The 24,461-nt window shown below is 42.6% G+C and carries 28 protein-coding genes, 1 pseudogene and 1 riboswitch; of the genes and pseudogenes, 7 read left to right on the top strand and 22 right to left on the bottom strand.

Annotated features, from left to right (window positions below):
- Positions 1 to 59 precede the first annotated feature (59 nt).
- Genes ACFSCZ_RS00800 through ACFSCZ_RS00790 form a run of 3 tightly spaced genes read right to left on the bottom strand, consistent with a single transcriptional unit; the run spans position 60 to position 724 of the window.
- Positions 60 to 191, bottom strand: coding sequence for a YvrJ family protein (locus ACFSCZ_RS00800; RefSeq protein WP_380771573.1), 132 nt, complete (start codon positions 189 to 191; stop codon positions 60 to 62).
- A gap of 55 nt (positions 192 to 246) precedes the next feature.
- Positions 247 to 465 (bottom strand): DUF2922 domain-containing protein, encoded by a 219-nt coding sequence (locus tag ACFSCZ_RS00795; protein WP_380771571.1) that lies wholly within the window; start codon positions 463 to 465, stop codon positions 247 to 249.
- A 31-nt stretch (positions 466 to 496) separates the two neighbouring features.
- Entirely contained in the window at positions 497 to 724 is a 228-nt protein-coding gene (locus ACFSCZ_RS00790; RefSeq protein ID WP_380771569.1) for a DUF1659 domain-containing protein, read from the bottom strand.
- 172 nt (positions 725 to 896) lie between these two features.
- On the opposite strand from ACFSCZ_RS00790, the gene ACFSCZ_RS00785 reads away from it, so the two are divergent.
- The 4 genes from ACFSCZ_RS00785 to ACFSCZ_RS00770 all read left to right on the top strand — a co-directional run bounded on the left by ACFSCZ_RS00785 (position 897) and on the right by ACFSCZ_RS00770 (position 2,755).
- On the top strand, positions 897 to 1,334 hold the full coding sequence (locus ACFSCZ_RS00785; protein WP_380771566.1) for a DUF2621 domain-containing protein: 438 nt from the start codon (positions 897 to 899) through the stop codon (positions 1,332 to 1,334).
- Between the two features lie 38 nt (positions 1,335 to 1,372).
- Complete coding sequence (gene crcB / locus ACFSCZ_RS00780; protein WP_380771564.1) at positions 1,373 to 1,765, top strand: fluoride efflux transporter CrcB; 393 nt, start codon at positions 1,373 to 1,375, stop codon at positions 1,763 to 1,765.
- A complete protein-coding gene (crcB, locus tag ACFSCZ_RS00775; RefSeq protein ID WP_380771562.1) occupies positions 1,765 to 2,121 on the top strand; it encodes a fluoride efflux transporter CrcB in 357 nt (118 codons plus the stop codon). The genes crcB (ACFSCZ_RS00780) and crcB (ACFSCZ_RS00775) overlap by 1 nt, the downstream gene beginning before the upstream one ends.
- Before the next feature lie 460 nt (positions 2,122 to 2,581).
- Positions 2,582 to 2,755: an aspartyl-phosphate phosphatase Spo0E family protein gene (locus tag ACFSCZ_RS00770; RefSeq protein WP_380771561.1), complete on the top strand. Its 174-nt coding sequence runs from the start codon at positions 2,582 to 2,584 to the stop codon at positions 2,753 to 2,755.
- A gap of 335 nt (positions 2,756 to 3,090) precedes the next feature.
- Here ACFSCZ_RS00770 and ACFSCZ_RS00765 read toward each other — a convergent pair whose 3' ends face one another.
- From ACFSCZ_RS00765 to ACFSCZ_RS00740, 6 genes are all read right to left on the bottom strand, one after another.
- The gene (locus ACFSCZ_RS00765; protein ID WP_380771559.1) at positions 3,091 to 3,312 is read right to left on the bottom strand and encodes a YneF family protein; all 222 of its coding nucleotides are present in this window, start codon (positions 3,310 to 3,312) and stop codon (positions 3,091 to 3,093) included.
- A 76-nt stretch (positions 3,313 to 3,388) separates the two neighbouring features.
- On the bottom strand, positions 3,389 to 3,829 hold the full coding sequence (sirA, locus tag ACFSCZ_RS00760) for a sporulation inhibitor of replication protein SirA (RefSeq protein ID WP_380771558.1): 441 nt from the start codon (positions 3,827 to 3,829) through the stop codon (positions 3,389 to 3,391).
- Between the two features lie 231 nt (positions 3,830 to 4,060).
- Positions 4,061 to 6,073, bottom strand: coding sequence for a transketolase (gene tkt, locus ACFSCZ_RS00755; RefSeq protein ID WP_380771556.1), 2,013 nt, complete (start codon positions 6,071 to 6,073; stop codon positions 4,061 to 4,063).
- A gap of 126 nt (positions 6,074 to 6,199) precedes the next feature.
- Positions 6,200 to 6,433 (bottom strand): DUF896 domain-containing protein, encoded by a 234-nt coding sequence (locus ACFSCZ_RS00750; RefSeq protein ID WP_380771554.1) that lies wholly within the window; start codon positions 6,431 to 6,433, stop codon positions 6,200 to 6,202.
- Positions 6,434 to 6,511: 78 nt separating this feature from the next.
- On the bottom strand, positions 6,512 to 7,171 hold the full coding sequence (locus ACFSCZ_RS00745; RefSeq protein WP_380771552.1) for a YneB family resolvase-like protein: 660 nt from the start codon (positions 7,169 to 7,171) through the stop codon (positions 6,512 to 6,514).
- A gap of 28 nt (positions 7,172 to 7,199) precedes the next feature.
- The gene (locus tag ACFSCZ_RS00740) at positions 7,200 to 7,397 is read right to left on the bottom strand and encodes a hypothetical protein (protein WP_380771550.1); all 198 of its coding nucleotides are present in this window, start codon (positions 7,395 to 7,397) and stop codon (positions 7,200 to 7,202) included.
- Between the two features lie 157 nt (positions 7,398 to 7,554).
- Between ACFSCZ_RS00740 and lexA the strand changes: the two genes are divergently transcribed.
- Positions 7,555 to 8,184: a transcriptional repressor LexA gene (gene lexA, locus ACFSCZ_RS00735; RefSeq protein ID WP_380771548.1), complete on the top strand. Its 630-nt coding sequence runs from the start codon at positions 7,555 to 7,557 to the stop codon at positions 8,182 to 8,184.
- Between the two features lie 69 nt (positions 8,185 to 8,253).
- On the opposite strand, the gene spoIIP is transcribed toward lexA, so the two are convergent.
- The 3 genes from spoIIP to ACFSCZ_RS00720 form a co-directional block, all read right to left on the bottom strand.
- A complete protein-coding gene (gene spoIIP, locus ACFSCZ_RS00730) occupies positions 8,254 to 9,345 on the bottom strand; it encodes a stage II sporulation protein P (RefSeq protein ID WP_380771546.1) in 1,092 nt (363 codons plus the stop codon).
- A gap of 122 nt (positions 9,346 to 9,467) precedes the next feature.
- Positions 9,468 to 9,833 carry a DUF488 domain-containing protein gene (locus ACFSCZ_RS00725; RefSeq protein ID WP_380771545.1) on the bottom strand — a complete coding sequence of 122 codons (366 nt, stop codon included), beginning with the start codon at positions 9,831 to 9,833 and terminating at the stop codon, positions 9,468 to 9,470.
- A gap of 495 nt (positions 9,834 to 10,328) precedes the next feature.
- Complete coding sequence (locus ACFSCZ_RS00720; protein WP_380771543.1) at positions 10,329 to 12,746, bottom strand: M14 family zinc carboxypeptidase; 2,418 nt, start codon at positions 12,744 to 12,746, stop codon at positions 10,329 to 10,331.
- 268 nt (positions 12,747 to 13,014) lie between these two features.
- On the opposite strand from ACFSCZ_RS00720, the pseudogene ACFSCZ_RS00715 reads away from it, so the two are divergent.
- Positions 13,015 to 13,128 (top strand): annotated as a pseudogene (locus ACFSCZ_RS00715) (KGG domain-containing protein); the annotation flags it as partial.
- A gap of 122 nt (positions 13,129 to 13,250) precedes the next feature.
- Positions 13,251 to 13,751, top strand: coding sequence for a ferritin (locus ACFSCZ_RS00710; protein ID WP_380771541.1), 501 nt, complete (start codon positions 13,251 to 13,253; stop codon positions 13,749 to 13,751).
- Between the two features lie 42 nt (positions 13,752 to 13,793).
- Here the strand turns inward: ACFSCZ_RS00710 and ACFSCZ_RS00705 are convergent, their stop codons facing one another.
- From ACFSCZ_RS00705 to hflX, 10 genes are all read right to left on the bottom strand, one after another.
- Positions 13,794 to 14,111 carry an XdhC family protein gene (locus tag ACFSCZ_RS00705; protein WP_380771539.1) on the bottom strand — a complete coding sequence of 106 codons (318 nt, stop codon included), beginning with the start codon at positions 14,109 to 14,111 and terminating at the stop codon, positions 13,794 to 13,796.
- Positions 14,108 to 14,941 carry an XdhC family protein gene (locus ACFSCZ_RS00700; protein WP_380771537.1) on the bottom strand — a complete coding sequence of 278 codons (834 nt, stop codon included), beginning with the start codon at positions 14,939 to 14,941 and terminating at the stop codon, positions 14,108 to 14,110. The genes ACFSCZ_RS00705 and ACFSCZ_RS00700 overlap by 4 nt, the downstream gene beginning before the upstream one ends.
- A 6-nt stretch (positions 14,942 to 14,947) precedes the next feature.
- Positions 14,948 to 17,284 (bottom strand): xanthine dehydrogenase family protein molybdopterin-binding subunit, encoded by a 2,337-nt coding sequence (locus tag ACFSCZ_RS00695; RefSeq protein ID WP_380771535.1) that lies wholly within the window; start codon positions 17,282 to 17,284, stop codon positions 14,948 to 14,950.
- Positions 17,281 to 18,159, bottom strand: coding sequence for an FAD binding domain-containing protein (locus ACFSCZ_RS00690; RefSeq protein WP_380771533.1), 879 nt, complete (start codon positions 18,157 to 18,159; stop codon positions 17,281 to 17,283). The genes ACFSCZ_RS00695 and ACFSCZ_RS00690 overlap by 4 nt, the downstream gene beginning before the upstream one ends.
- Positions 18,140 to 18,757, bottom strand: coding sequence for a nucleotidyltransferase family protein (locus ACFSCZ_RS00685; RefSeq protein WP_380771532.1), 618 nt, complete (start codon positions 18,755 to 18,757; stop codon positions 18,140 to 18,142). Before ACFSCZ_RS00685 ends, ACFSCZ_RS00690 begins: the two co-directional genes overlap by 20 nt.
- Positions 18,754 to 19,242, bottom strand: a complete 489-nt coding sequence (locus ACFSCZ_RS00680) for a (2Fe-2S)-binding protein (RefSeq protein ID WP_380771530.1) — start codon at positions 19,240 to 19,242, stop codon at positions 18,754 to 18,756. Before ACFSCZ_RS00680 ends, ACFSCZ_RS00685 begins: the two co-directional genes overlap by 4 nt.
- Positions 19,243 to 19,374: 132 nt before the next feature.
- Positions 19,375 to 19,471: riboswitch (purine riboswitch) on the bottom strand.
- 409 nt (positions 19,472 to 19,880) lie between these two features.
- On the bottom strand, positions 19,881 to 20,129 hold the full coding sequence (locus ACFSCZ_RS00675; RefSeq protein WP_380771529.1) for a hypothetical protein: 249 nt from the start codon (positions 20,127 to 20,129) through the stop codon (positions 19,881 to 19,883).
- A gap of 286 nt (positions 20,130 to 20,415) precedes the next feature.
- Positions 20,416 to 21,750, bottom strand: coding sequence for a type I glutamate--ammonia ligase (gene glnA, locus ACFSCZ_RS00670; RefSeq protein WP_380771527.1), 1,335 nt, complete (start codon positions 21,748 to 21,750; stop codon positions 20,416 to 20,418).
- Between the two features lie 158 nt (positions 21,751 to 21,908).
- The gene (locus ACFSCZ_RS00665) at positions 21,909 to 23,180 is read right to left on the bottom strand and encodes a methionine gamma-lyase family protein (RefSeq protein ID WP_380771526.1); all 1,272 of its coding nucleotides are present in this window, start codon (positions 23,178 to 23,180) and stop codon (positions 21,909 to 21,911) included.
- Positions 23,181 to 23,195: 15 nt separating this feature from the next.
- Positions 23,196 to 24,446, bottom strand: a complete 1,251-nt coding sequence (gene hflX / locus ACFSCZ_RS00660; protein WP_380771524.1) for a GTPase HflX — start codon at positions 24,444 to 24,446, stop codon at positions 23,196 to 23,198.
- Positions 24,447 to 24,461: the final 15 nt, after the last annotated feature.

The following is a 24,461-nucleotide window of genomic DNA, read 5'->3' as shown; positions in this document are numbered from 1 at the left end:
CCGTATTTCGGGTTATCCTGAATAAAAATCCTTTGTTTCTGCCTGCACTCACTGCTTCGTTACAATTTCTCCGGAAGGCTTTGAATGGATTGTACAACATCTTCCAGTTTCGTTTCGATCCGGTATAGTAAATAAAAAGTAACGAGTGCCGGAAATCCTACTTCACTGATGAAGGGTATCATGTGCTCCATATATACTGCCTCCTTGTTCAATTAAAAGGCTTGGCCAAAGCCAAGCCTCTTCGGTCTACTCCAATGTGTACTCTGTTACTGTCCTCTCAACAAGCCTGGCGGTTTTGATTTCTTCATAGGGATGTCCTTCGCTGTCCATAAACACACCTGCATCAATGATTGATTGCATAGCATTTTTCACTTCCACCGGATTTACCGGCTCCTGCGGATCTTCAATGGCCAGCCTTGCAGTTTTCCCCTCGCTTGTCAAAAAATGCAATTCCAATGTTTTCACCTCTTCACCTCCTTACCGACATTAGAGATCATTAGGCGTCAATATCATAGCTGTCGTTTCGCTCAATTGCCCACAATGGGTGCCGGGAGAGGGCCCCAATCGCCTGTGCTGCCATGTAAAGTTCATCTGTAGTGGAATCCCGGCGGATGTTGTTGAAAACTCTGTTCCTGTAAATGGGCTTATCCATATCATCCGAATCAATCTCGAAAACCAATCTCAGCCTGGATGATTTCAGGAATGCGCTTGCCAATCGAATCACCCCCTTTCACCCTTCATATAGCTGTTCATGATCAAAAAGGATACCCTTTCAGGAAAAAATAATCATAGATGTATAGCGTTGTCTTATTTCATGGCCGATCCGCTTGTCACCTCCTTTTTTAATTGGCTATAATAGGAATAGGCGAAGGCCCTTTAAATCAGGAGGGAAAGAAATGCTGGATGGTTGGTTTTTAGCTTTTATTCTGCTATGGGTTATTGTTATGATTACACTCTTTGGAATCGGCGGTTTTTTCATGTTTCGAAAGTTTCTCAAGCGCCTTCCAAAGGAAGATGGTAAATCGGATCTGGATTGGGAAGAATATTATATAGAGAAGACAAAAGACCTTTGGACAGAAGAACAAATACATTTGCTGAACGAATTGGTCAGCCCTGTGCCGGAACTGTTCCGTGATGTAGCCAAGCAGAAAATAGCCGGAAAGATTGGACAAGTGGCTCTCGAACAAAATGCTAAGCAGATGGATTTGGATATTATTTTACAAGGATATATATTGGCAACACCCAAGAGGGATCACAAATTCCTCCGGAAAAAACTGGATGAATTAAACATTGATATTTCCCCTTATGAACATCTATTTGAAGCTTCCTCCTAGAAGGAAGCTTTCTATTTTTCTTAACCAGGTGATGATCCATGAATTATATGGTTGTAGGCATTGGCGGAATAGCCGGAAGTATAATGAGATATCTGATCAGTCTCTATACAATGGCCTTATGGGCTGGGGGTTTTCCCATTGGCACCTTTTCTGCCAATATGGCAGGATGCTTCAGCCTTGGATATCTGACGGGACTAAATGAAAAAACAGGATTCATTTCTAAAAAAGTGATGTTGGGCCTAGGAACGGGAATGATTGGATCGCTGACCACATTTTCAACATTCAGTATGGAAACCATCCAGTTATACGAGTCTGGATCTTTCCTTATGGCCGGGGCATACATACTGCTCAGTGCGGGTTTGGGATTACTTCTGGCAGGCTTTGGATATTTATCGGGCAGAAAATATTTCAGCAAAAGGAACGTTAAATAATGAGTATACTATATGTGGCTTTAGGCGGCTTTGCAGGTTCGATCATCAGATATTTCTTATCAAATCTGTTGAATCCGGACAAAAGAGGGTTTCCTCGAGGAACAATTTTTGTTAACCTTTCCGGAAGTCTTGTATTGGGCCTGTTGATGGGAATGATGCCTGCGTCGAATTGGATTCTTTTCATGGGCACGGGCTTTTTGGGATCCTATACCACTTTTTCCACTTGTACAATAGAACTCATACAACAGCTTGAAAACAAGCAATATCTTCTATTTTCCTTATACTTCTTTTTAAGCTATGCCTGCGGAATCCTTCTGGCTTTTTTCGGATATCTACTAGGCACGTACATGCAATAACCGGAGGGAAGGTGTTTTAATTATTGAATCTTTAGACGAACATTGTGATCCTCTCTTGATTCGCTTGCGGCCGGGTCCAAGAGTCATCCTACGTGTTCTTTTATACTCAGACACCACACTTCTCAGGCATCACAAGGTAAAAAGGCTGATCAAGCTATCATAGACGCCAGTAGCATCTGCCTGCATTTCACAGATCTTCTCTTTACAGATATAAGTCTGCCGAATACCCGGATTTAAACAGACAAAGCAAAAAATCTAGTTCCCTGGTTGGATGGCAATGGGGAGAAACCAATGTTTTTGTAGATCCGTCAAAAAAACAGCTCGTATTTCATCGAAAAATAGTGAATGAATTTTAAACAAAAGATAGAAATATCTGATATAATTTTGATATAATACTTATGGACCATATATAATTAAAATATAACTTAGAGAAGCATTTCACGAAGGGAAGAATCTCCAAATGAAAGAAGTTCTCATCGAGGAAATTGAGAGAAAACGGGAAGAATTATTTGAAGTAACAAAACATGTTGGTCTCACGTCTCAGATTGCTTTGAAATACAGCCAAGAACTTGACATATTACTGAATGAATATGGCAACATCTTATCCAATGATGTTGAACCTACGATCAATTGACATAAAAAAAGCCGGCTGCGATCAAAATGCCGGCTTTTTTTATAAAGATTAATAACCAATTTCATTTTTTTAAACACCAACATTGTACGCAATGGTTCGATTTTTTGCTCAACTACTAGGATTATAACTTTAGAATGCCTAAAAAAGGTGGATACCAAACCAATGATATCCACCAGCTATCAGAAAATTTAATTATCAAATTTACATCGTATTTTTTAATTGCTCATCTTACACAACATGAGAAAGCCACTCCCTCTGCAATATACAGATCAAGTGGCTAAGAATAAAGAATTGCTATCCCTTCTCAAATCCCTTTAAAACCAATGATACTAATGCTATTTTGTATCCATGTTCTTCTTCATCATGGTCATCATCTGGTTGATCTTTTTCTGTGAAGGTTTCATTCCCATTTGCATCATCATCATACGTAACATTTGTTCATTGATCGGCGGATTTTTCTTTAGGTAGTCCATCATATATTTACGGGCGATAAAGAATCCTAAGGCCACACCGGCCAATAGAGCAATCGCACCCGTTAATACCAATTGCCAAACCATCCTACTATTCCTCCTTCTAGTTGTCTCACTTCAGTTTACTGAATCCCCGAATATTATACAATACCTGCGTGTGATTTCATATGTATTTTCTTTCTTTTACCGGTTTAATCCAACCGTATCTTTCATTTTCTATATCAACCGCGAAGAAATGGCCATCAAACTGGCGGAGCACCTCAAAAAAGATCGTCTCGGATTCAAACCCTCCCCAGGCATTTAACTGAAGCCACTCCTCTTCAATGGCCAGTTCAGCGCCGTTTTTTTCTTTTGCCTGCCCCATGCAGTATACCTTTCCTTTTATATAAATCGATTGATCCTTGGCATATTGTGAAAATAATTTGTGTAGATCCAAATATGGCAAAGGCTCCGTAATATACTCTATTTGTTTATGTATAATTTCTTCCAGATCTCCACTTGATGAATGACTGCCTGCAAATAATTGATAGAAGCGGCTTTCCCGGCCATAAAAGTAATCCGCAAATTCATCTTTAATCAGATAAATAAAATAAGTTCTCATCATGGCTCTTCACTCCAATGCCAGTTTACTCCCCATTATAAGAAAAGGTTTGTGAAAAGTTTGTCAATTACTGTAAATGTAAAAGTTTTTCTATTTCTTCAACAAAAAACGGTTAGTACCATTATGAGATTTTTTTAATCACAGCGCAAATAAAAAGAAAAAGAACGAGGCGTAAAAAAGCAGATAAGAAAAGAGGGTGCCCTCACAGGCTCCCCCCTCTAATAGATATATCATTTATTTAAGGAGATCTTTAACATTTTGGACTACACGTTCAACTGTAAAGCCATACTCTTCAATAACTTTTCCTCCAGGAGCTGAAGCACCGAAGCGATCAATGGCCATTACAGCCCCTTCATCCCCGGTGTACCGTTCCCAACCCAGGGAAGATCCCATTTCGATGGCCAAACGCTTTTTTACCGTACGGGGTAAAACAGACTGCTTATATTCCTCCGATTGTTTTTCAAACCGGTCCCAGGAAGGCATGCTTACTACAGCAGCGTCTATCCCTTCTGCTGACAGTGTTTTTTGAGCTTCAAAGGCTAGCTGAACTTCCGATCCGGTTGCCAGCAGCAGAACATCGGCCTTTTCTTTTTTCGAAGGAGATAAAACGTATGCCCCTTTTTCAACCCCTGTTTTCGCCTTTCGGTCCGTCTCCGGCAGTGTTGGCAGGTTTTGTCTGGTCAATACCAATGCAGTCGGTTGATTCTGTGATTCAATGGCTGCTCTCCATGCAGCAGCTGCTTCGTTTGCATCTGCGGGCCTGATAACGGATAGTCCAGGCATCGCCCTTAATGAAGCCAATTGCTCAATCGGCTCGTGCGTCGGGCCGTCTTCTCCAACCGCAATACTGTCATGTGTGAACACATAGGTAACCGGAACTTCCATTAACGCAGCCAGTCGGATCGCAGGGCGGAGATAATCGGAAAAGACGAAGAATGTACCTCCGAACACTTTCACTCCTCCGTGCAGGGCCATGCCGTTTAAAGCAGCACCCATTCCGAATTCACGAACACCAAACCAAATATTCTTCCCGTCATAGCGGTCGGAGCTAAAATCGTGTTCCCCTTTGATCATTGTTTTGTTTGAGCTGGCCAAGTCCGCAGCCCCTCCAAACAGTGACGGCACATTCTTTGCAATGCCATTTAATATTTCGCTGCCGGAAGCTCGTGTTGCCAAGCTTTCCCCTTCATCATAAACCGGGATCTCCTTATCCCAGTTTTCAGGAAGCTTACCTTGCATGGATATTTCGAGTTGTTTTGCCAACCCAGGATAAGAAGTCTTGTATTCCTCAAATAGCTGATTCCACTTTTCTTCTAGCTCTCCACCGCTCTTCACGACCGTTTGTTCAAAATAATCATATACCTCGGCCGGGACGTAAAAATCTTCCTCGTATGTCCATTTATAATATTCTTTGACTAGTTTCATTTCAGCTTCACCGAGCGGAGCTCCATGTGCAGCAGATTTTCCGGACTTATTGGGAGATCCATATCCAATAATGGTTTTCACTTCAATTAATGTTGGCCGGGATTGATCCTCTTTTGCTTCTTGAATGGCATTCTCAATGGCTCTAACATCATTCCCGTCATCCACACGGATATACTGCCATCCATAGGCTTCAAACCGTTTACCCACATCCTCAGAAAATGATTGGGAAAGATCTCCATCCAGCGTGATATCGTTGGAGTCATAAAGCATAATCAGTTTGCCCAGTTTTAAATGGCCGGCAAGAGAAGCTGCTTCAGAGGCGACACCCTCCATGAGGTCTCCGTCCCCGCATAATGCATATGTATAATGATCGATGATATTAAAATCCTTTTTATTATAAATACTTGCAAGATGGCTCTCAGCCATAGCCATGCCGACAGCCATTCCAACCCCTTGCCCGAGCGGCCCTGTTGTTGCTTCTACTCCAGGCGTATATCCATACTCCGGATGCCCTGGAGTTCTGCTGCCCCATTGCCGAAAATGTTTTATATCATCCATGGTGACATCATAGCCTGACAAATGAAGCAAACTATATAAAAGCATGGACCCATGTCCTGCAGACAAAATAAAGCGGTCCCTGTTAAACCAATCGGGGTTTTTAGGGTTGTGTTTCATATGTTTTGTCCACAAAGTATAACCCATGGCCGCTGCTCCCATCGGGAGCCCCGGATGCCCTGAATTTGCCTTCTCGATTGCATCAATCGACAGTGTCCTGATTGTATTGATCGCTAATGCGTCAAGTTCTTTTACATGATCTGCCATCTTTATTCTTCCTTTCCCATAAATTCAATACCTTTATCATAAAGATAATGATAAAAATACACAACTTTTTCAGCAAAATCTATAAAAAGAAGCAGGAGTTCTTGTCAGAGTACCTGCTTCTTTTTATTAATGAAACCTTTTATTTTGTTGGATGTTACGCAGCTTGGCTGGAGTAACCTCTTCTCCGTTTGGGTCAAATACCCGTACATTCTCAATCGTCTGTCTCATCGAGGCCCGGAAGGACTGCAAATATTCACCTCTGAGCTTGGACTGCTCTTTCGCTTCGGCTTTTGTTAAACCGGTTGTCTTTGCTTTTTTTGCCAGGTGATTGATCCGATCGAGTTTTTCTTTTGAAAGCATAAAAAAACTCCTTTGTTTTCGTTCTTCCTAGTTATATTACTAGAAATAGCAATGAAAAACAATGAAGGAAGATGCATTTCATGATTGATCAGGAGTCGACGTACTTTCTATGTATTCCTGATACCTTCTATGGACGGTGGCTTTGGAAACATCATATCCGAAGCCTCTCATCACCGAAGCAATTTCTTCAAATGTCAACTGGTTTTTTCTGAGACGGACAATTTCGGATACAGGGACATCTTTTCGTTCTCTTCCATTCACATTGCCCCGATTTTTCAGATGATGTTCGGGACGGTACCCTTTTGCTACAGCTCTTTTCATGCCTCGCCTTATCTTGATATTATGTAACTTTCGCTGATATTCTTCTATCATTCCGATGATGCTTAATAACATCGAATCCGTTTCAGACAGCTGAAGTTCACCATCATTTGCAATGGAATATAACTTAATTTGTTCTTTATAAAGAAAATGCATGAGGGCAATCTTGGCATTGCCCCTTCCCAGCCTCGTCTCATCTTGGATAAGGACCGCATGGATCCCGCCTGAAGAAATCTTTTCCAGCATATCCATCAAGCCGGGGCGTTCCAGGTTATAGCCGCTGGATGTATCATGAATAATCGCCTCAATTTGAAAGCCCCACCTATCGGCCGCAGCTGACAGCTCTTCTTCCTGCCTTTTTAAAGAAGTTTCCTGTGCCTGCTTCTCGGTGCTTACCCTGCAGTAAATGATTGCTCTCATAACCATTCCCCTTCTTTACCTTATTCTGTTATTCTATCACCTCTTGATGATTCAGAATGATCCCTTGGCTGCTTTTCTGCTGATCAACAAATGGCTCTCCGCTTCCCATGAGTTTATCTGTAGAAGGTGTTTCTTCTGTAAGATGAAATATAAATAAAATTCCCATAATCCAGGTAACAATGAAAAAGATTGCAAGGAAAGAATGCTTTTTAATAAATAAAATCATGCTTATCCATCCCCCCGAATATTTGTTCGTATTTACTATTGATTATAACAGAACATCCGTTTGTGTCAAACAAAAATTCGAACAACCGTTTGTATTACGGATGACCGCGTGCTATAATATGGATAATTCATAACAGAGATTAAAGGGTGTGAAATTATTGTCCAAGCTTTCAAAAAGGCAGGAAGCGATATTAAACTTCATCAAGGATGAAGTGAAGAAAAAAGGTTACCCGCCATCTGTACGCGAAATTGGGAAAGCCGTAGGCTTGGCTTCAAGCTCCACCGTTCACGGACATTTGGAGAGATTGGAAAGCAAAGGCTTAATCAGAAGGGACCCTACCAAACCTAGAGCAATAGAAGTTTTAAATCAGAAGGAACATGAACCTGCCATTCCTGCTAAAAATACTGTCAACCTTCCGCTTGTCGGAAAAGTTACAGCAGGGATTCCGATTTCGGCAGTTGAAAATATTGAGGAGTATTTTCCTTTTCCTGAACAGCTTCTTCCATCAGATGAGCATGTTTTCATGCTCGAAATTGTCGGAGACAGCATGATCGAAGCGGGAATTCTTGATGGTGACTTTGTGATCGTGAGACAGCAGCATACAGCCAATAATGGAGACATTGTTGTTGCGATGACTGAAGAGAATGAAGCAACCGTCAAGAGATTTTACAAAGAAAACGGCTATTTCAGGCTTCAGCCGGAAAATTCTGCAATGGAGCCGATTATCGTTGAGAACGTGTCCATACTAGGTAAAGTTGTAGGACTCTATAGAAGAAATATTCATTAATCCCGGGCCTATTGAAAGGCTCTTTTTTATGCCTCCATATGGATGGAAACCTGCAAGTGCGGTTCCCCCTTACTTTTGGGCTTCCAATGAATCGGAATTCTTCCAATAATACTCGCTGATGACTTCCGCTAAAGCGTCCGCTGTTCTATTTAATTCCTCAAGTGTATTGTCCACTCCCCCAATCTCGATCAGCAGCGCATTCTCTGCTAAATCCTGATTATAAATCCCGTCATTTCCACCCGCTCTCGGCTTTCCAAATACGCCCCGGGACAAGCCGGGATACTTTTTTTGAATAGCATGATGCAGATCTGTTGCAAATTTGGAGTTTTTTTCGTATTGAGGATGGCCCTCTCCAATGACAAAAAGTGTTTTTGCATAGTCTTTCCCTTTAATTTCCGTGGTAGTGACAGCCCGCCTTGACGAATCCCGGTGGATATCGAAATAAAATTGCACTTGGCTATTTTGATTCATCACCTCTTGGGCAATTTCTCTGGATACTTGATAGGACTGCCCATAATTCATACCTTTTGATTTTAGGAGCCCTTGAATATCTGTTTGATTTACCAATGTTTTAATGCCTTTTTCCTTCAGTTTTTCTCCCAGCCGTTTTCCGACCAGACTAATGTTTTTGTCCTTATGCCATGCCCGGCTCGGGTCTGTCACTCCCGGCAGCATCGGTAAAAATGATTCTGTGTTATGTGTTGAGTAAATAAAAACAACATGATCCTCCGTTTTCGGCCTTTCATTCGGGGTTTCCTGGCCCGGTTCTTCCTCATCCCCCCACATATCAAGGTCGCTGGGCGGCGGCGACTCAATAGGTAAGTTTGTAAAGTCAGTGCCTTTACCGGCTACAATAATTTTAGGGGTGGCTGCATTTAACCCCGGTATTTCACTGATTAAAAAAGATCTCATATTCCTTAAATTAATATTGGTAAACAACTCCAATGCGTCTCTGCCAAAGGAGCGTTCATACCCTTCAGGAAGGATTTTTTTTAAGGATTGGTTCTCCATTGACATCACATATAAAAGAGAGTCTGTCCTTGAAGGGTCATTAATGATAAAAGACAACGTGCTGATTTTGATACTGGAAAATGCAATGGCGGAAACTAGACAAAAAAGTGCTGTGATGGTGACAAAAAATTTAGCGGCAAGTTTAAGCATCGTCTTCATCCTTTATCTGGTAACGTGTTTATACATTTATATGAATTTGGATGAGAGACTATGAACGAAATTTGGATGAGGCTCAAATAAAAAAACCATGAACCGATTATAGTTCATGGCTTTTAGCATTCTTCTAATAGCATTTCTTGGAGAACGGCTGCTTGATTATGTCTTTCCTCTTTGGCACTGTACAGCAATGTAACGTTATTATTTTTCAGCAAACCTTTCAATTCTTTCAATTTCTCAAGACTTTCTTGATTCTCTTTTAAATAGAGTCGATAGCGCTCTTTAAAAACCGGAAACTTTTGAGGATCATGCTGAAACCATTTCCTTAAATCATGGGTGGGTGCCAGCTCTTTCATCCATTGATCCATCTGCAGTTTTTCCTTCGAAATTCCGCGCGGCCATAGACGATCTACTAAAATGCGCCAGCCATCATCCGGAGCAGGTTCATCATAAACCCGTTTGATTTTTACAATATGACTCATGCAAACATCCCTTTCCCTCTATTTATTTCCTTAGGCAAGCGATCATGCTTATTATATAATCGTATCGTATTTTTTAAGGAGGATGGTCAATGCGTGAGTACGCCGGACACTGCAGGTCCTGCGAAAAAGACAAGTACTGCGAGAACGGTTTTTTCAATGGAGTAATCTTAAAAAAAACGGCGAAACGATATGTTTCGATTGTGAGGAGAAAGCGGAAAACGAAGAGGATGGTGCAGGAGTAAGAAATACTTAGACCTCCATTTTAATAAAAGAGAGGGACAAAAGCGGATTAATCAAAGAAGCATCCGACTATCACCCCGCCGGAAATATACTCTGCGGGCAGCAGGTGAACCTCCGCGTGCTGTCGCACTGCGGAGGCTTATCCGAGTCCTTTCCTCCCGCGAGAGTCTGTTTATATTTCTGTAATCATGTAGTATCGTGTTTGGCTTTAGCTTTAATTAGTTACGTTATCTACGAGCCTCACCATCTATACTGTCATGATGATTCGCTGTAAATGGCATTAGACAGTAATCTGTATAAGAAATCTGTATGATCACGGAATCCCGCTTCCAAACCGATTAACGTAACATCCTTTGTTTGATCCTTAAGGATCACAGGCTGTCCCTGAGCTGCAGTCCGATTTCTCCAGTGACCTGCATAGAAAAAGTCATCGGAGTTTTTGTATGTTGCTGCCACACTATATCCTTCTGTGTTCCTATACCATGCCGGTTCATAGACAAATCCATAATCCGTTGATTCGTAGCCGGCGGTCAAGTCAGAAGACTGATAGTCTACGAGCACAATGCCATTGCTGTTTCTTCCTCCTGATTGAACAGAGGCGGTGGATAACCCAAGTCTTTCTGTTGCCACAGATGCCTGTGCACCAACAGCCACATATTTGCCTCCGTTGTTAACAAAGGACTGTATATTTTCTCTTAACTGCTGAACTTGAGCAGATGATTCCAGTCCAAACTCAGCATTTGCACCCGAAAGTACGGATATCATGCTGGATGAACCGCTGTACACAAAGACATCGGTATCTGCAAGTCCGTTGGATGCCACTTCCCTTGGCGTCATCTCTTTGACCTTAAATCCCAGTCTCTCTAATGCAAGTCTTGTTCCTGCATGAGACTGTCCTTTTCCAATACCTCCATCTTTTAAAATAGTGACATTTAGCGGTTCCAATAGATTCGCATCTTTCGGTACAGAAGCTGACTCAACCTGTAAGCCGGATTCTTTTACAAGCTTTCTCATGACAGGACTTGCTACACTGTCAATATAGAAGTCTCCGTTATCCCCTCGCTTCACTGTATAACCTTCTTGGATAAGAGAGTTGACCAGTTTCACGGCTTTTACAGATGTATTCGGGACAACAAAAGGACCCTTGCCAATTAGTTTGCCGTCCTGATGAACCTGTTTTACCTGCTTCGTGTGAACATTGAATGGACGGTCCTCCGGAACTTCGATTGCCTCAAATCCCCATAATTCAGGCAGACTCCAAGCAGAAATATCATACATCGAACTTACATCATTGGATATATCCTGGCCGTCCCACAACATGGTATTAGCCAGCCCTGCTTTTGGCTGATCCATTTCCACCAGATACGTGCCTTTTGGATAAGTCTTGCCATCAAAGGAGAAACTCTCCTGGGACTGGCTAACGGCAATATCATTGGCAATTAGGTGCTCTACAGCCTTTTCTGTAGCCGTTGGATCCGTTTCATCTGCAGGAAGGATGTAAGCTTTCGGGAAAAATCCTTTATCATGATATGGATGGTCAAATTGAATTCCACGTTTAAACATTTCAATCTGGTCTTTTACCATATTCACTTTATTTTCACTCGAAAATTTCAAGGCTCCCATTACTGCATCATACATCCACTTGACACCGTCCCAGTCGTTCGTCGGGGTTTCAAGTGTATAACCATACGCTCCATGATACATGGCATACATTGGAGTGAAAATCGGCGGATAATCGTCCCATCCTTCCGACTGGTCACGAATAGGAATTCTTACCCCGGTCATTTTGTGATAGTCTACGCCAGAAACTTCCAAGTTTGTGTTTTCATATGTATCTTTGTTTGCTAAAATTTCTGATTCCATTGCTTCTGCCTGATCTACTGCCCAATTGAGAAATAAATCATATTCATAGTTGGGGTTATGAGGCGGTGTACATGGTTCAATCAGACCCTGCCTTGTTCCATTGCGCTGTTTTACATATCCATGAAGGTCTAAAAACACCATAGGATTCCATTCAGTAATCAAGTCTACCATTTGCCTTGTTTCAGGCTGAGAACGAGTGATGAAATCACGGTTGAGATCAATGCCGTTTCCATTAAAACGTGTTGCATCGATCCTTCCGTCCGGGTTAGCCACTACATTAAAGACCAAAATATGATCTTTCAGGATTTGCTTTGTCGCCTCGTCATTGTCATTGGCAAACCGCTCAATCAAATGGAGCACGGAATCTGTCCCTGCAAATTCAGTCCCATGAATCGATCCGTTAATCATGACAGGAATTTTAAGATCCGGATGTTTTTCTATGAAGTCCTGAGCTTTTCCGGGATTCTTAAACATTTGCTTTCTAATCGCCTGATATTTTCCATATTTGCCTTTTGATTGCCGATCCGATATCGTGACTACAAACATATCATGCCCGGCAGATGAAACCCCTCTTTTTTCAATTTGAACCCGATTGCTGTTTTTAGTTGCCTCCTTTAACGTCGACTCTATTTGTGAGTATTTGACAAAGTTATAATTCTCACTGTTAAACAAACTTTCGTCTTTTTCATCCCATGCGGTTGTTTCATAGACATTGACATTATGCCATTGGAACGGCTGTTCAGCCATCACAGCGAAAGGACTGTACAGCAAACTACCGCAAAGCACGCCCGCAAAGACTTTCTTTTTCATTCATTTCCCTCCCATTTCTGAATAGTATGACTATTACTATTTTAATATATTATGCAGAAGAACGTTATCCGACGATGAACCTAATTATTCTATGGAACAAGGCCCAATCACCTATCATTTCTATCATTCTTTAGTCTCTGTTTTTTACACAAATGGATAGAAAAGGTTTGAACCCTCATGAGCCGGGAATGAATAAAATAACCCGATATACTATTAAAGGAGGAAAATCATTATGGCAGACAAGAACAATAAGAAAATGACAGTTGAAGAAGCAGGGCGCAAAGGAGGAGAGGCTACCTCAAAAAATCATGACAGAGACTTTTATGAAGAAATCGGTTCTAAAGGCGGTAAAGCCCGCGCTAAACAGCGCGATAATGAATAAATACATGTGAAAGTGCAGCTTCAGCCAATCGGAGCTGTACTTTTTTTTCAAAATAACCTCAGACAACATTCACCCAAAAATCATTGGTTACTTGATAAAGACTGGATAAAGGAGAGGAGCCCATGTTCAATGAAAAGTTAGCGGACGCATTAAACAAACAAATGAATGATGAATTTTTTTCAGCGCATCATTATATGGCAATGGCTGCCTATTGTGAACACAACAGCTATCTGGGTTTTGCCCAATATTATCTTGGGCAGGCTTCAGAGGAACGTGTCCATGGGATGAAAATTTACAAATACCTGAATGATCGGGGAGTACATGCAAAGTTTTCCGGGCTGTCCGAGCCAAAAACAGAGTTCTCTTCCATACTAGATACGTTTGAAAATGCCTTATGGCATGAAAAAGAAGTAACAAAAAACATCTATAATGTAACAGATCTTGCCTGGGAGATGAAGGAACATGCAACCATTTCTTTTCTAAAATGGTTTTTGGATGAACAGGTGGAAGAAGAAGCAACTTTTGAAACCCATATTGACTATCTCAAGCGGATCGGCAATGACCAAAACGCACTTTTTGTATATGAAAATGAACTGGGAAAAAGACAGATGATTAGCGAATAACAATGAAAAACCCTGCACCGGGATCACCGGATGCAGGGTTTTTCACTTAACTGGTTCTATGAATACGTCCATGATTCCTCCGCAAATCCCGCCGTCCTCATAAAAAAGCCCTGCTGTTAAATCAACCTGATGCTGACGGGGGATGCCTTCTTTCATTACGGTCAATGCCTTTTCAATCACCTCTCCTTCACCGCATCCCCCGCCAATTGTTCCAAAGATCCTGCCGTCTTGATACACGAGCATTTTTGCTCCTGTCTCCCTGGGTGTTGATCCTTTAGTTCTTATGACCGTTGCGACTGCTGCACAGCCGCCCTGTTCTCTGACTGACAATACTTTATGATATAATTCAAGGGCGTTCATTTACTCACTCTCTCCCTGAATTTTAATTTTGAGTAACTAGGCATTTGTTCTTTCAAAGAAACACCGCTTTTTCCATTTTTAACTTTTAGCATTTCAGCAATAATGCTGACAGCAATTTCTGCAGGCGTGTGTCCTCCGATATCAAGGCCGACCGGAGAATAAATATTTGAAAAGTGATGATCGGAGAATTCTTCTTTCAACTGTTCAAAAACTCCCGATATCCGCCGCCTGCTCCCAATCATGCCAATATAAGCTGTGCGTTTCCCCTCGCTCAACTCTTGTTCCCTTCTCAATAATTCCTGCAAACTCACTACATCAAACTGATGACCCCTTGTCAACAATACAATAAAAGTTTCGGGGCCAAGGGGAATCGTCCGAAAGAATTGCAAATAAGATGTGCAAATCACCTCATCAGCAGTCGGAAAACGATCCCTATTCGCAAACTCTGCCCTGTCATCAATCACTGTTACATGAAATCCGGCCATTTTACCAATTTCAGCAACCGGTTCTGAGACATGGCCGGCTCCCGCGACGATGAGGCGCGGCGGTACCGGAAACATTTCCATGTAACATTCAACCACGCCCTCAGCGAATTCAATTTGGACAGTTTTACTGATATCTCTTCTAAAGTAAGGGAGCAATTTGGAAACTATGGTTTTTTTCATTTCCGGTGAAACATCTTTCTCATCTTCCAAAAGTCCACTTTCATTCATAAGCCATTTACGCCCTAATTGTTTACTGTCAGGATGCATAGTAACCGTTACAAGAGCCACTTTCTGATAGTTTTTAACCGCTTTTGTCAGATCATTGTATAAACGATTATTGATCACCATGGATCACCCCGAGACCCATTCTCTGGACTTTGATGCCTGAATCGCTTGAAAAATCTGTTCAGGCTTAGCCGGGAGCTTTTTCATTCGGACTCCTGCAGCATCATAAATAGCATTTAAAATGGCTGGTATTATAGGGATCATGACAACTTCCGCAATTCCCTTTGCTCCAAACGGGCCGGTGGCTTCCTCTGATTCCACCGGGATGGTTTCAATCACCGGGGTTTCACGGATTGTTGGAAGGATATAGTCTGTCAGGTTCTTTGTTTGGTGGTAGCCATCCTTCATCAGGACATCTTCATATAATGTATATCCGATCCCCATAATTGCTCCGCCTTCTGTTTGGCCTTCCAGCCCTTGCGGATTTAACACTTTTCCCACATCCGGAATGGCAACAACCTTTAGTACGTCCGTTTCACCTGTCAGTGTATCTACTTCTACCATGACAACATGGCTCATATATCCATACATATAATGCGGGGCACCGCCGGATTGTTTGAGCTCCATTTTCTCCCTCGGAAAATAAAAATGTCCTTCTACACGGGTGGACTGATTTTTATCCTTTAATGCTTTATAAATTTCTTTATAGGTAACAGACCGGTGATCATCTCCGGCCACAGCCAATTGATTTTCCATTACTTCAATTTGATCATCAGCAACCCCTAATAGGTCAGCTGCTGTTTTTGATAACAATTCAAGCATTCGCGGGGCAGCTGTAGCAATTGCTCTTCCCCCTGTATAGGTTGAACGGGATGCAGAGATGGTACCACTGTCAAGTGTCTCTCTCGTATCTCCCTGCACAACAACAATTTGATCTACATCGCATTTTAAACATTCAGCTGCAACTTGTGCATAGACCGTACCGTTTCCTGTCCCGATTTCCTCAATGGCCAATCCCACTTTGAATTTTCCGTTTTCTAACAGTTCAATAGAAGCAGCACCATAATCGGGCGTTCTTAAACCCATGCCTACTGCATGAAAAGATGTAGCCACTCCAATTCCGCGTTTTTTCCATGGTTCTGCTGCCTGGGATTTATAAAGATCCCGGTTCACCCACAGGTCACATTGCTGTGCCCTCTCCAACGTCTCAATAGTTCCCACACTTGATTGAACAACATGCCCCAGACTGGACACCTCTCCCCGGCGATAAGCATTCTTCTTTCTGATTTCTATGGGGTCCAGACCGGTTCTTTCTGCCAGCATATCGATATGAGTCTCAATTCCCACGCACACCTGATTGACACCAAATCCGCGAAATGCACCTGCGACACCATTATTTGTATAGACGCAAAATCCTTCCATATCAACGTTTGGTATTTTATACGGGCCAGCTGCATGTTCAATAGCTAAGGCTACCACAGCCCCTCCCAATGAAGCATACGCTCCGGTATCAGCAACCGCACGAACTTTATGAGCAATGATTGTTCCATCCTTTTTGGCTCCTGTTTTAACGGTTACTTTAAAAGGGTGGCGCTTAATACCGGCTACAACCGACTCCTCGCGGCTTAAATGAAGCTTTACAGGCCTTCCATTTGTATGTAAAGCCAGAAGGGCCAAATATATTTGAACGGTAATTTCATCTTTTCCCCCAAATCCGCCCCCGTTGGGACTGGAGTGAATATGAATACGCTGCGGATTTAAAGCCAGTGCACGTGCAATTTGCAGTCTGTCACGATGGCCGTATTGCCCTGGGCATTGAATGGTCAAAGAACCATCTTCTTCAACCATTGCCCATCCCCCTTCAGTTTCAAGAAAGGCATGCATTTGGCGTGGGGAGTAAAAAGTGTTTTCAAAAATGTAATCTGCATCATCGAATCCTTTGTCAACATCTCCATTTCTAATGACCACATGGCTGTGAATATTCCCGTCCGGATGCAGTTGCGGGGCTCCCTGAACCATGGCACTCTCAGCATCTGTGACGGGTTCCATCGGATCATAATCCACTTCGATTAATCCGATGGCTTCCTCCGCCGCCTCCAATGTTTCGGCTGCGACTAGAGCAACGGCATCACTTGTACACCTGACGATATCCTCACAAAGTACAGGCTGGTCTGGTGTAACAATGCCAAAACCGTTGAAACCCGGAATATCTTCATACGTTAATACACAAACAACTTCAGGATGGGCTTTGGCTTTAGTTGTATCAATCGACCGGATCTTTGCAAATGGAAATTTGGAACGGAGCACTTTACCCCAAACCATATTGGGATATTGGTAGTCGGTCATATACTTCTGTTCTCCCGTGACTTTCACAGGTCCATCAATTCTTCTGACAGGCTTTCCAACCCAATTCAGCTCCAGATCTGTTCCCTGCGGTTTCATCTTTCCAATTTGGCGGCTCATTGTTCTTCCCACCTTTTCATTAAACGGTATAATCCTCGTGCCAATAAAGAGCTGGCCATACTTCTTCTGTATTTTGCCGTTGCTCTGCCGTCTGATATAGGCATCACTTCTTTCCATGCAGCATCCGCAACATCACGGATTCTTTCTTCTGTCAAAGGAGCAAGGCTCAGCATTCTTTCACACTTTCCAGCCCTTATAATAGTAGGTCCGACAGAACCAAAAGCAATCTTTCCTTCAAGACACTCACGGGGGCCCTCTCCCATTGTCAGAATAATAGCTGCATTTACAATAGAAATTGATTGCGCTTTCCGGGGACCCAGTTTTTCAAAGATTCCAATCTCATTCTTTGCCTGAGGACGGATGATAATGTTTGTAATCATTTCTCCAGCTTGCTGAACAGTTTTTCCGGGACCGATAAAGAAATCCGAGATAGGAACCATCCGCTTGCCGCCCAAAGAGCTTAATTCGATTTGTGCGTCAAGTGTAAATAGAGGCGGTATTGTATCTCCTGCGGGGGAAGCAGTGGCAAGATTCCCCCCAATCGTTCCCATATTTTGTATCTGAATACCTCCGACTTCATTGGATGCGGACACAAGCACATTCGCTTTTTCCTGAAGTAGCTTCGATTGGATGATGTCAGTATGTGTAGTCAACGGACCAATATGGATCCCATTCTTCTCCTCACGGATATACCGGAGAGAATTCATGCCCTTGATATTGATCCAAGTTTCCGGCCGGCCTGCGTTATCTTTCATTCGTACAACAGCGTCTGTTCCCCCGGCCAAAAGGCGGACAGTTTTTTCTTTGTCACCCAAGTAATAAAGGCATTCTTCCACTGTTTCGGGCGTGACCATATCAATTTCTGATACTTTCATTGGAAGCCTCCTGTCTTTTTTTCAAATAGTCTTCCGGTCTATTCAAGTTGAAAAGTATAGAAGAATCATTTACTTCCAGATAAGTGATTTGATCTTGATACGCATGAATCACACCTCTCAATCCCTTTGTCTGTTCCCGGATATTGAGGAGTTCTTTGTGCAGGGAACCGCGAAATAAAATTGGATGTCCCCGTTTATTTTCATTCGTGGGGATGATGACTGCTGCTTTATTGGACGCAAGGTCCTTCTTCATTTTGATTAACACTTCAAAAGGGACTGGCTGGTCAACGGCAGAAATAAAAATTCCGTCAACTTGTTCTTGTATTTCCATCAGTCCTTTTCGGATGGAAGAACTTTTTCCCTCGTTATAGTTCTCGTTGATCACTGTCTTTACTTCGTATCCTGCTATAGAATGCAGCAGCCGTTCAGCCTGAAAACCGAGAACCACAATCATCGGATCGATTCCCGCTTGCTGCATTTGCTCGATCTGATAATGAATCAGCATTTTCCCGTTCCACGGAAGCAAAGCTTTTAATTGCCCCATTCGGCTGGATCGGCCGGCCGCCAGCAAGATTCCAGCTGTTTTTATGTTTTTCAATTTGAAATTCCCTGCAAAGTATGTTTTGCTTCGGCGGCGGTTTGAACAGCCTTAATGATTTTCGTATAACCAGTACAGCGGCAAAGATTTCCGCTCAATGCTTTCATCACTTCTTCAGATGTCGGTATGTGGTGAATACTTTCGATATAGGATTTTGCCATAACGATAAATCCCGGGGTGCAGTAGCCGCACTGAGTAGCTCCTTCATCGCAAAAAGCCTCTTGAACCGGATCCATGCTTGCCGTCTGCCCAATACCTTCAACGGTCGTTATCTGAGTATCTTCGGCTTGGCCTGCAAGCATGAGGCAAGAACAGACGGCTGTTCCATTAACAAGCACTGTACAGGAGCCGCATTCTCCTTTTCCGCAGCTCTCTTTGCTCCCGGTTAAACTAAGATCGTCCCGCAGAACATCTAAGAGCGGCTTACTCGGCGGACAGGCAACCGATACCTTTTGACCATTGACTTGAAAGGTGATGGTTTTCAAGAAATCAACCTCCATACAAATATTTTTTGTATAGAGCCATTTTCTGACAAGGAAGGATTAGTTTGGGGGGGCTTTTAGAGGGAAACCTATGTAATTTGGACCAAAAAAATAGCTACAAAAAGGTGCCTTCAAACGGAGAAAGCGCCTTTTCGTAGCCAAGGTTTACGGTTCCCTGTAGAGACCCCCGCACCAACAGCGAGGTTATACGAAAATGGCCTATCATTAAATCGGGTATATCAGCCTATTCGTGATGATTTTGGTAATATTATATATATAGTTTAATTAAGTGTCAATATTTAATTTTCTAAATAATTGCTAAGGTCAGATAAGTATGCCGCTTTATATAAGAGCAGCTAACAAGAGTAAGACCCGGAATAGTTGAGATGAACCGTGTAATCATAAGCCTTGAAGTGATTCAAACCACCCTTTTGATCTCCAGAGAACGGTTTTGTAAACATTCCGGATGTCCTGCGATAAACTTTTTCCAATTTTCCATATCGACACACATTCCTTAGAGCCTGCGCGGAAGATGTTCAAATTACTTCCTTGGAACATTCCTTCAACCGCAAATGTTACATATGGCTCTGTAAAAGGATAAGAAGGATGTGAAGATTACATACCCCGGCCATTCAATACTTTTATTTTATGTTATATTCTTTAGATTTCTCTGTTTCATCTGTAAATGGTATCTCAACAGTAGACTCACCCACAATGGGTTCCCTTGGACTTTCATTCCATCCCGGATGATCTTTGATATCCTGATCTGTCTCGACAATCAGCTCTTGCGGTTCATCTACATATATTGAATCTGACCCCTGTCCTATGAAATATGCTGCTATGAGAAAACCCATTAAAACGGGGATCCCTAGTTTCCATTTTGCTGACATGACTATCCCTCCAAAACATACTAACATCAGTATATCTGGAGGAAAAAGCAAGAGCTTCCTTTTTACCGTTTTTTAATAAGAATGTGATTTGATTATTAATATTGAGATATTGGGTTCATTTTGTAAGCATTATTTTCCATTTGCGAGGGGCACTTTTCGTCTGTTATGGATGGGATGATAACAAATAAATAATGCAAGTATGCATCCCGGTTGATAATCGCATCCGGAGTTTATAAAAAAATAAAAAAATACTGCCCCCATTAAGTAAGGGCAGTATTTTTTCCGTTCAGTATAAGGTCATATATTGTTCCCTTTCCCATGGGTGCACTTGGGTACGGAACATTTCCCATTCAATTTCTTTGGTCTCAATAAAATTTTCAAAAATGTGATTTCCCAATCCTTCCTTGATAACTTCGTCTTTTTTCAGTTCTTCAAGGGCTTCTTCCAAATTATGCGGAAGATCTACAACACCCTCATCTTCCCGCTCGCGTTTGTTCATAATATAAATATTTCGGTCAACCGGGTGAGGAGGTGTCAGCCCATCTTTAATTCCGCTTAACCCTGCCTGCAGAAGAACAGCCATTGCCAGGTACGGGTTGGCTGTCGGATCGACGCTGCGAAGTTCAATCCTTGTACTTTGTCCCCTTGAAGAAGGAACTCTGACCAACGGGCTCCGGTTCTGGGCAGACCATGCGATATAACAAGGTGCTTCATATCCAGGAACAAGACGTTTATAGGAGTTGATCGTCGGATTGGTGACAGCCGTATATCCCGGAGCATGTTTGATGATCCCTGCCATAAATTGATACGCCGTTTCACTCAGCTTCAATTCACCGTTTTCATCATAAAAAACATTGCTTCCGTCCTTGAACAGGGACATATTGAAATGCATCCCGGAACCTGCCACTCCAAACAGTGGCTTAGGCATAAAGGTAGCGTGTAAACCATGTTTTCGTGCGATCGTCTTAACAACAAGCTTAAAGGTTTGTATATTGTCGCATGCTGTGACAGCATCGGCATATTTAAAATCAATTTCATGCTGGCCGGGCGCTTCCTCATGATGGGAAGCTTCAATTTCAAATCCCATTTCCTCCAATTCGAGTACAATATCACGGCGGCAATTTTCTCCCAAGTCTGTAGGAGCCAAGTCAAAGTACCCGCCATTATCGTTTAAATCAAGGGTGGGATCCCCTTTTTCATCAAGCTTGAATAAAAAGAATTCCGGCTCAGGTCCAAGGTTAAATTCAGTAAACCCATATTGTTCCATTTCTTTTAAAACTCTTTTCAAATTACTCCGCGGGTCGCCCAGAAAAGGCTCTCCCTCCTGGTGGTATACATCGCAAATCAGTCTTGCCACCTTTCCTTTTTCAGCCGTCCACGGAAAAATGACCCATGTATCCAAATCCGGAACGAGATACATATCAGATTCTTCAATCCTCACGAAGCCCTCGATTGATGAACCATCAAACATCATTTTATTATCGAGTGCCTTTTCCAACTGACTGATGGGAATTTCTACATTTTTTACGGTTCCCATAATGTCAGTAAATTGGAGCCTGACAAATTTAACATTTTGCTCCTCAGCTAGTTGAGTAATACTCTCTTTTGTAAATACTCCCATTGAACTAAAATTCCTCCCGTATTGAAGCAGAATACTCTGCAGCCATGACTAGATCTGCGAGAAAAAATACCACTTTGATAATATAAATCCCGCTTTTTTATCTGTCAAGAACATTTTAATTGACAGCAATATTACTGCAGTCACTCTTATGTATACACTTATTTGACTGTAATCAAACCTTTTTCCAATAATTGATGTACTGCAGATATAATGGCAATTTTCACATGGGCGTATGTTAATCCGCCTTGGACATAGGCAGAGTACGGCGGACGGATCGGCCCATCCGCTGAAAGTTCAATGCTTGCCCCTTGAATAAAAGCACCTGCCGCCATAATAACCGGATCATTGTATCCGGGCATTTCTCCTGGAAAAGGAGTGACATATGAATCGACGGGAGAAGACGCCTGGATGGCCTGACAAAATTCAATCATCATATCGGCATTGGCAAATTGGACGGCCTGTATTAAATCTGTCCGCGGATCATCCCATTTTGGTGTAGTCCGCATACCGAGCATTTCCAAAAAAGCAGAAGTAAAAACGGCGCCTTTTAGTGCCTGGCCTGTTATATGCGGGGCCAGGAAAAACCCCTGATACATTTCCAATAAAGTATATAAGGAAGCCCCGGATTCTGCACCTAAACCCGGTGACGTCATCCGATAGGAGCAGGCCTCTACTAAAGATTCTTTTCCGACAATATATCCTCCGCTCTTAACAATGCCGCCGCCAGGATTTTTTATAAGTGAACCCGCCATCAAATCAGCGCCAACATCACACGGCTCCTTCGTCTCTACAAATTCTCCGTAGCAATTGTCGACAAATACAATCAGTTCCGGATTTATTTCTTTAACAAAGCGTATCATTTCTTCAATTTCTTTAATGGTAAACGATGGGCGGTCATCATAGCCCTTTGATCGTTGAATACCGATTACTTTTGTATGGGGCTTTATAGCATTCTGTACTTCCCTGAAGTCAACCTTGCCATTTTCTTTTAAAGGTACAGCCTGATAGCTGATTCCAAACTCTTTTAAGGAACCATTTCCGTTGCCTCGTATCCCCACCACTTCTTCCAGCGTATCATATGGTTTCCCGGTTATGTATAGAAGCTCGTCACCCGGACGTAAAACCCCGAATAATGAGATGGAAATGGCATGTGTACCTGAAACAATCTGCTGCCGAACGAGAGCCGCTTCACCGCCAAAAACATCTGCGTAAATGTTTTCTAATGTTTCACGGCCCAAATCATTGTACCCATAGCCCGTAGAAGGTGTAAAATGAATGTCGCCGACCTGGTGCTTTTGAAAGCTCTTTAACACTTTATATTGATTTTCTTCAATGATGCGGTCAATCTTCTCGTGTACCGTCTTCACCTTTTGCTCAGCCTGCTCAATGACCGGCTTTAATGTTTCACATTGTTGTAATTGTTGATACATTTTTCTCCTCCGCCTTTACACTTCAAATAATCTTAACGAACCTGTGACCGGATGTTCCGGTATTACATATCCTTTGCATTTATATGCTTGTTTTTCCTCGATAAAAACAAGTTCCCTCAATACTGTTTCACTTTTCAATACGGAGAGAAGCCGCCCTTCATCAGAAGGTACGAGGACATGATAGGGGGTCATGGATGCCAGAGCCATCTGTTCTATTTTTTGCTTTAAACGGTTCCTGTCGGATTCCTCGAAAGCACTGATCAGCATCGTTTCACCGGAACTCGGGACAAAATCAGGATGCACCTCATCTGCCTTATTATAAACGGTCAGCTGGGGGACATGCTCCATCTCCAGTTCCTTCAATAAATCATTCACTGTTTTTTCATGGCTGAAATAATCCGGGCTGGAACTGTCCACTACATGCAGCAGCAGGTTTGCTTCCTTTACCTCTTCCAGCGTAGAGCGGAAAGCAGCGATTAATGTGGTGGGTAGATCCTGAATGAACCCCACCGTATCTGTGATCAAAGCCGAGTAGCCGCTGGGAAGAACCAATCTTCTTGTCATAGGGTCCAGTGTTGCAAACAACTTGTCTTCTTCAAATGATTTTGCCATGGATAAACGGTTAAATAATGTGGATTTCCCTGCATTGGTATAACCGACGATGGCTATTTGAAATGTATTGTTTTTCTTCCGTCTTTCACGGTACCTCTCCCGATGGTGTACAATGGTTTGCAGCTGATTTTTAATATCAAGGATCCTTCGTCTAATATGACGACGGTCTGTCTCAAGCTGAGTTTCACCGGGACCCCGGGTACCGATACCGCCTCCGAGCCTGGAAAGAGCCGTCCCCTGACCGGCCAGTCTCGGCAATAAATATTGAAGTTGAGCAAGTTCAACTTGCAGGATCCCCTCTTTTGATTTGGCGCGCTGCGCAAAAATATCTAAAATCAGATGGGTACGGTCGATCACTCTTGCCGAAAGGGTGTTTTGTAAATTCCGTAATTGTGTCGGGGTTAATTCATCATTGAAAATGATTACATCCGGTTCCATCTCCACTTCCAATTGACGGAGTTCTTCCAATTTCCCCTTACCAATATACGTCGCGGGGTGCACCCTTTCCCTTTTTTGGTGAAGTGCAGCCAGCACTTCACCACGGGCAGTTGCGGTAAGGGATGCCAGCTCCTCCATGGAATAATGAAATTTCCGGTCACTCTCATCCAGCTGACAGCCGACAAGAATTGCTTTTTCCACTCTAGATTCTGACACAACATCCCCTGCTTT

The sequence above is a fragment of the Siminovitchia sediminis genome (assembly GCF_042680885.1).
Lineage (GTDB): Bacteria > Bacillota > Bacilli > Bacillales > Bacillaceae_C > Siminovitchia > Siminovitchia sediminis.
This window is presented reverse-complemented; position numbering and strand designations above follow the sequence as displayed.

Excerpts from the sequence above, each read along its gene's own strand:
- ACFSCZ_RS00800 (WP_380771573.1), bottom strand. The coding sequence starts at position 191 with ATGGAGCACATGATACCCTTCATCAGTGAAGTAGGATTTCCGGCACTC.
- ACFSCZ_RS00785 (WP_380771566.1), top strand. The coding sequence starts at position 897 with ATGCTGGATGGTTGGTTTTTAGCTTTTATTCTGCTATGGGTTATTGTT.
- crcB (WP_380771564.1), top strand. The coding sequence starts at position 1,373 with ATGAATTATATGGTTGTAGGCATTGGCGGAATAGCCGGAAGTATAATG.
- crcB (WP_380771562.1), top strand. The coding sequence starts at position 1,765 with ATGAGTATACTATATGTGGCTTTAGGCGGCTTTGCAGGTTCGATCATC.
- ACFSCZ_RS00770 (WP_380771561.1), top strand. The coding sequence starts at position 2,582 with ATGAAAGAAGTTCTCATCGAGGAAATTGAGAGAAAACGGGAAGAATTA.
- ACFSCZ_RS00765 (WP_380771559.1), bottom strand. The coding sequence starts at position 3,312 with ATGGTTTGGCAATTGGTATTAACGGGTGCGATTGCTCTATTGGCCGGT.
- sirA (WP_380771558.1), bottom strand. The coding sequence starts at position 3,829 with ATGATGAGAACTTATTTTATTTATCTGATTAAAGATGAATTTGCGGAT.
- tkt (WP_380771556.1), bottom strand. The coding sequence starts at position 6,073 with ATGGCAGATCATGTAAAAGAACTTGACGCATTAGCGATCAATACAATC.
- ACFSCZ_RS00750 (WP_380771554.1), bottom strand. The coding sequence starts at position 6,433 with ATGCTTTCAAAAGAAAAACTCGATCGGATCAATCACCTGGCAAAAAAA.
- ACFSCZ_RS00745 (WP_380771552.1), bottom strand. The coding sequence starts at position 7,171 with ATGAGAGCAATCATTTACTGCAGGGTAAGCACCGAGAAGCAGGCACAG.
- ACFSCZ_RS00740 (WP_380771550.1), bottom strand. The coding sequence starts at position 7,397 with ATGATTTTATTTATTAAAAAGCATTCTTTCCTTGCAATCTTTTTCATT.
- spoIIP (WP_380771546.1), bottom strand. The coding sequence starts at position 9,345 with ATGCTTAAACTTGCCGCTAAATTTTTTGTCACCATCACAGCACTTTTT.
- ACFSCZ_RS00725 (WP_380771545.1), bottom strand. The coding sequence starts at position 9,833 with ATGAGTCATATTGTAAAAATCAAACGGGTTTATGATGAACCTGCTCCG.
- ACFSCZ_RS00720 (WP_380771543.1), bottom strand. The coding sequence starts at position 12,746 with ATGAAAAAGAAAGTCTTTGCGGGCGTGCTTTGCGGTAGTTTGCTGTAC.
- ACFSCZ_RS00710 (WP_380771541.1), top strand. The coding sequence starts at position 13,251 with ATGTTCAATGAAAAGTTAGCGGACGCATTAAACAAACAAATGAATGAT.
- ACFSCZ_RS00705 (WP_380771539.1), bottom strand. The coding sequence starts at position 14,111 with ATGAACGCCCTTGAATTATATCATAAAGTATTGTCAGTCAGAGAACAG.
- ACFSCZ_RS00695 (WP_380771535.1), bottom strand. The coding sequence starts at position 17,284 with ATGAGCCGCCAAATTGGAAAGATGAAACCGCAGGGAACAGATCTGGAG.
- ACFSCZ_RS00690 (WP_380771533.1), bottom strand. The coding sequence starts at position 18,159 with ATGAAAGTATCAGAAATTGATATGGTCACGCCCGAAACAGTGGAAGAA.
- ACFSCZ_RS00675 (WP_380771529.1), bottom strand. The coding sequence starts at position 20,129 with ATGTCAGCAAAATGGAAACTAGGGATCCCCGTTTTAATGGGTTTTCTC.
- glnA (WP_380771527.1), bottom strand. The coding sequence starts at position 21,750 with ATGGGAGTATTTACAAAAGAGAGTATTACTCAACTAGCTGAGGAGCAA.
- ACFSCZ_RS00665 (WP_380771526.1), bottom strand. The coding sequence starts at position 23,180 with ATGTATCAACAATTACAACAATGTGAAACATTAAAGCCGGTCATTGAG.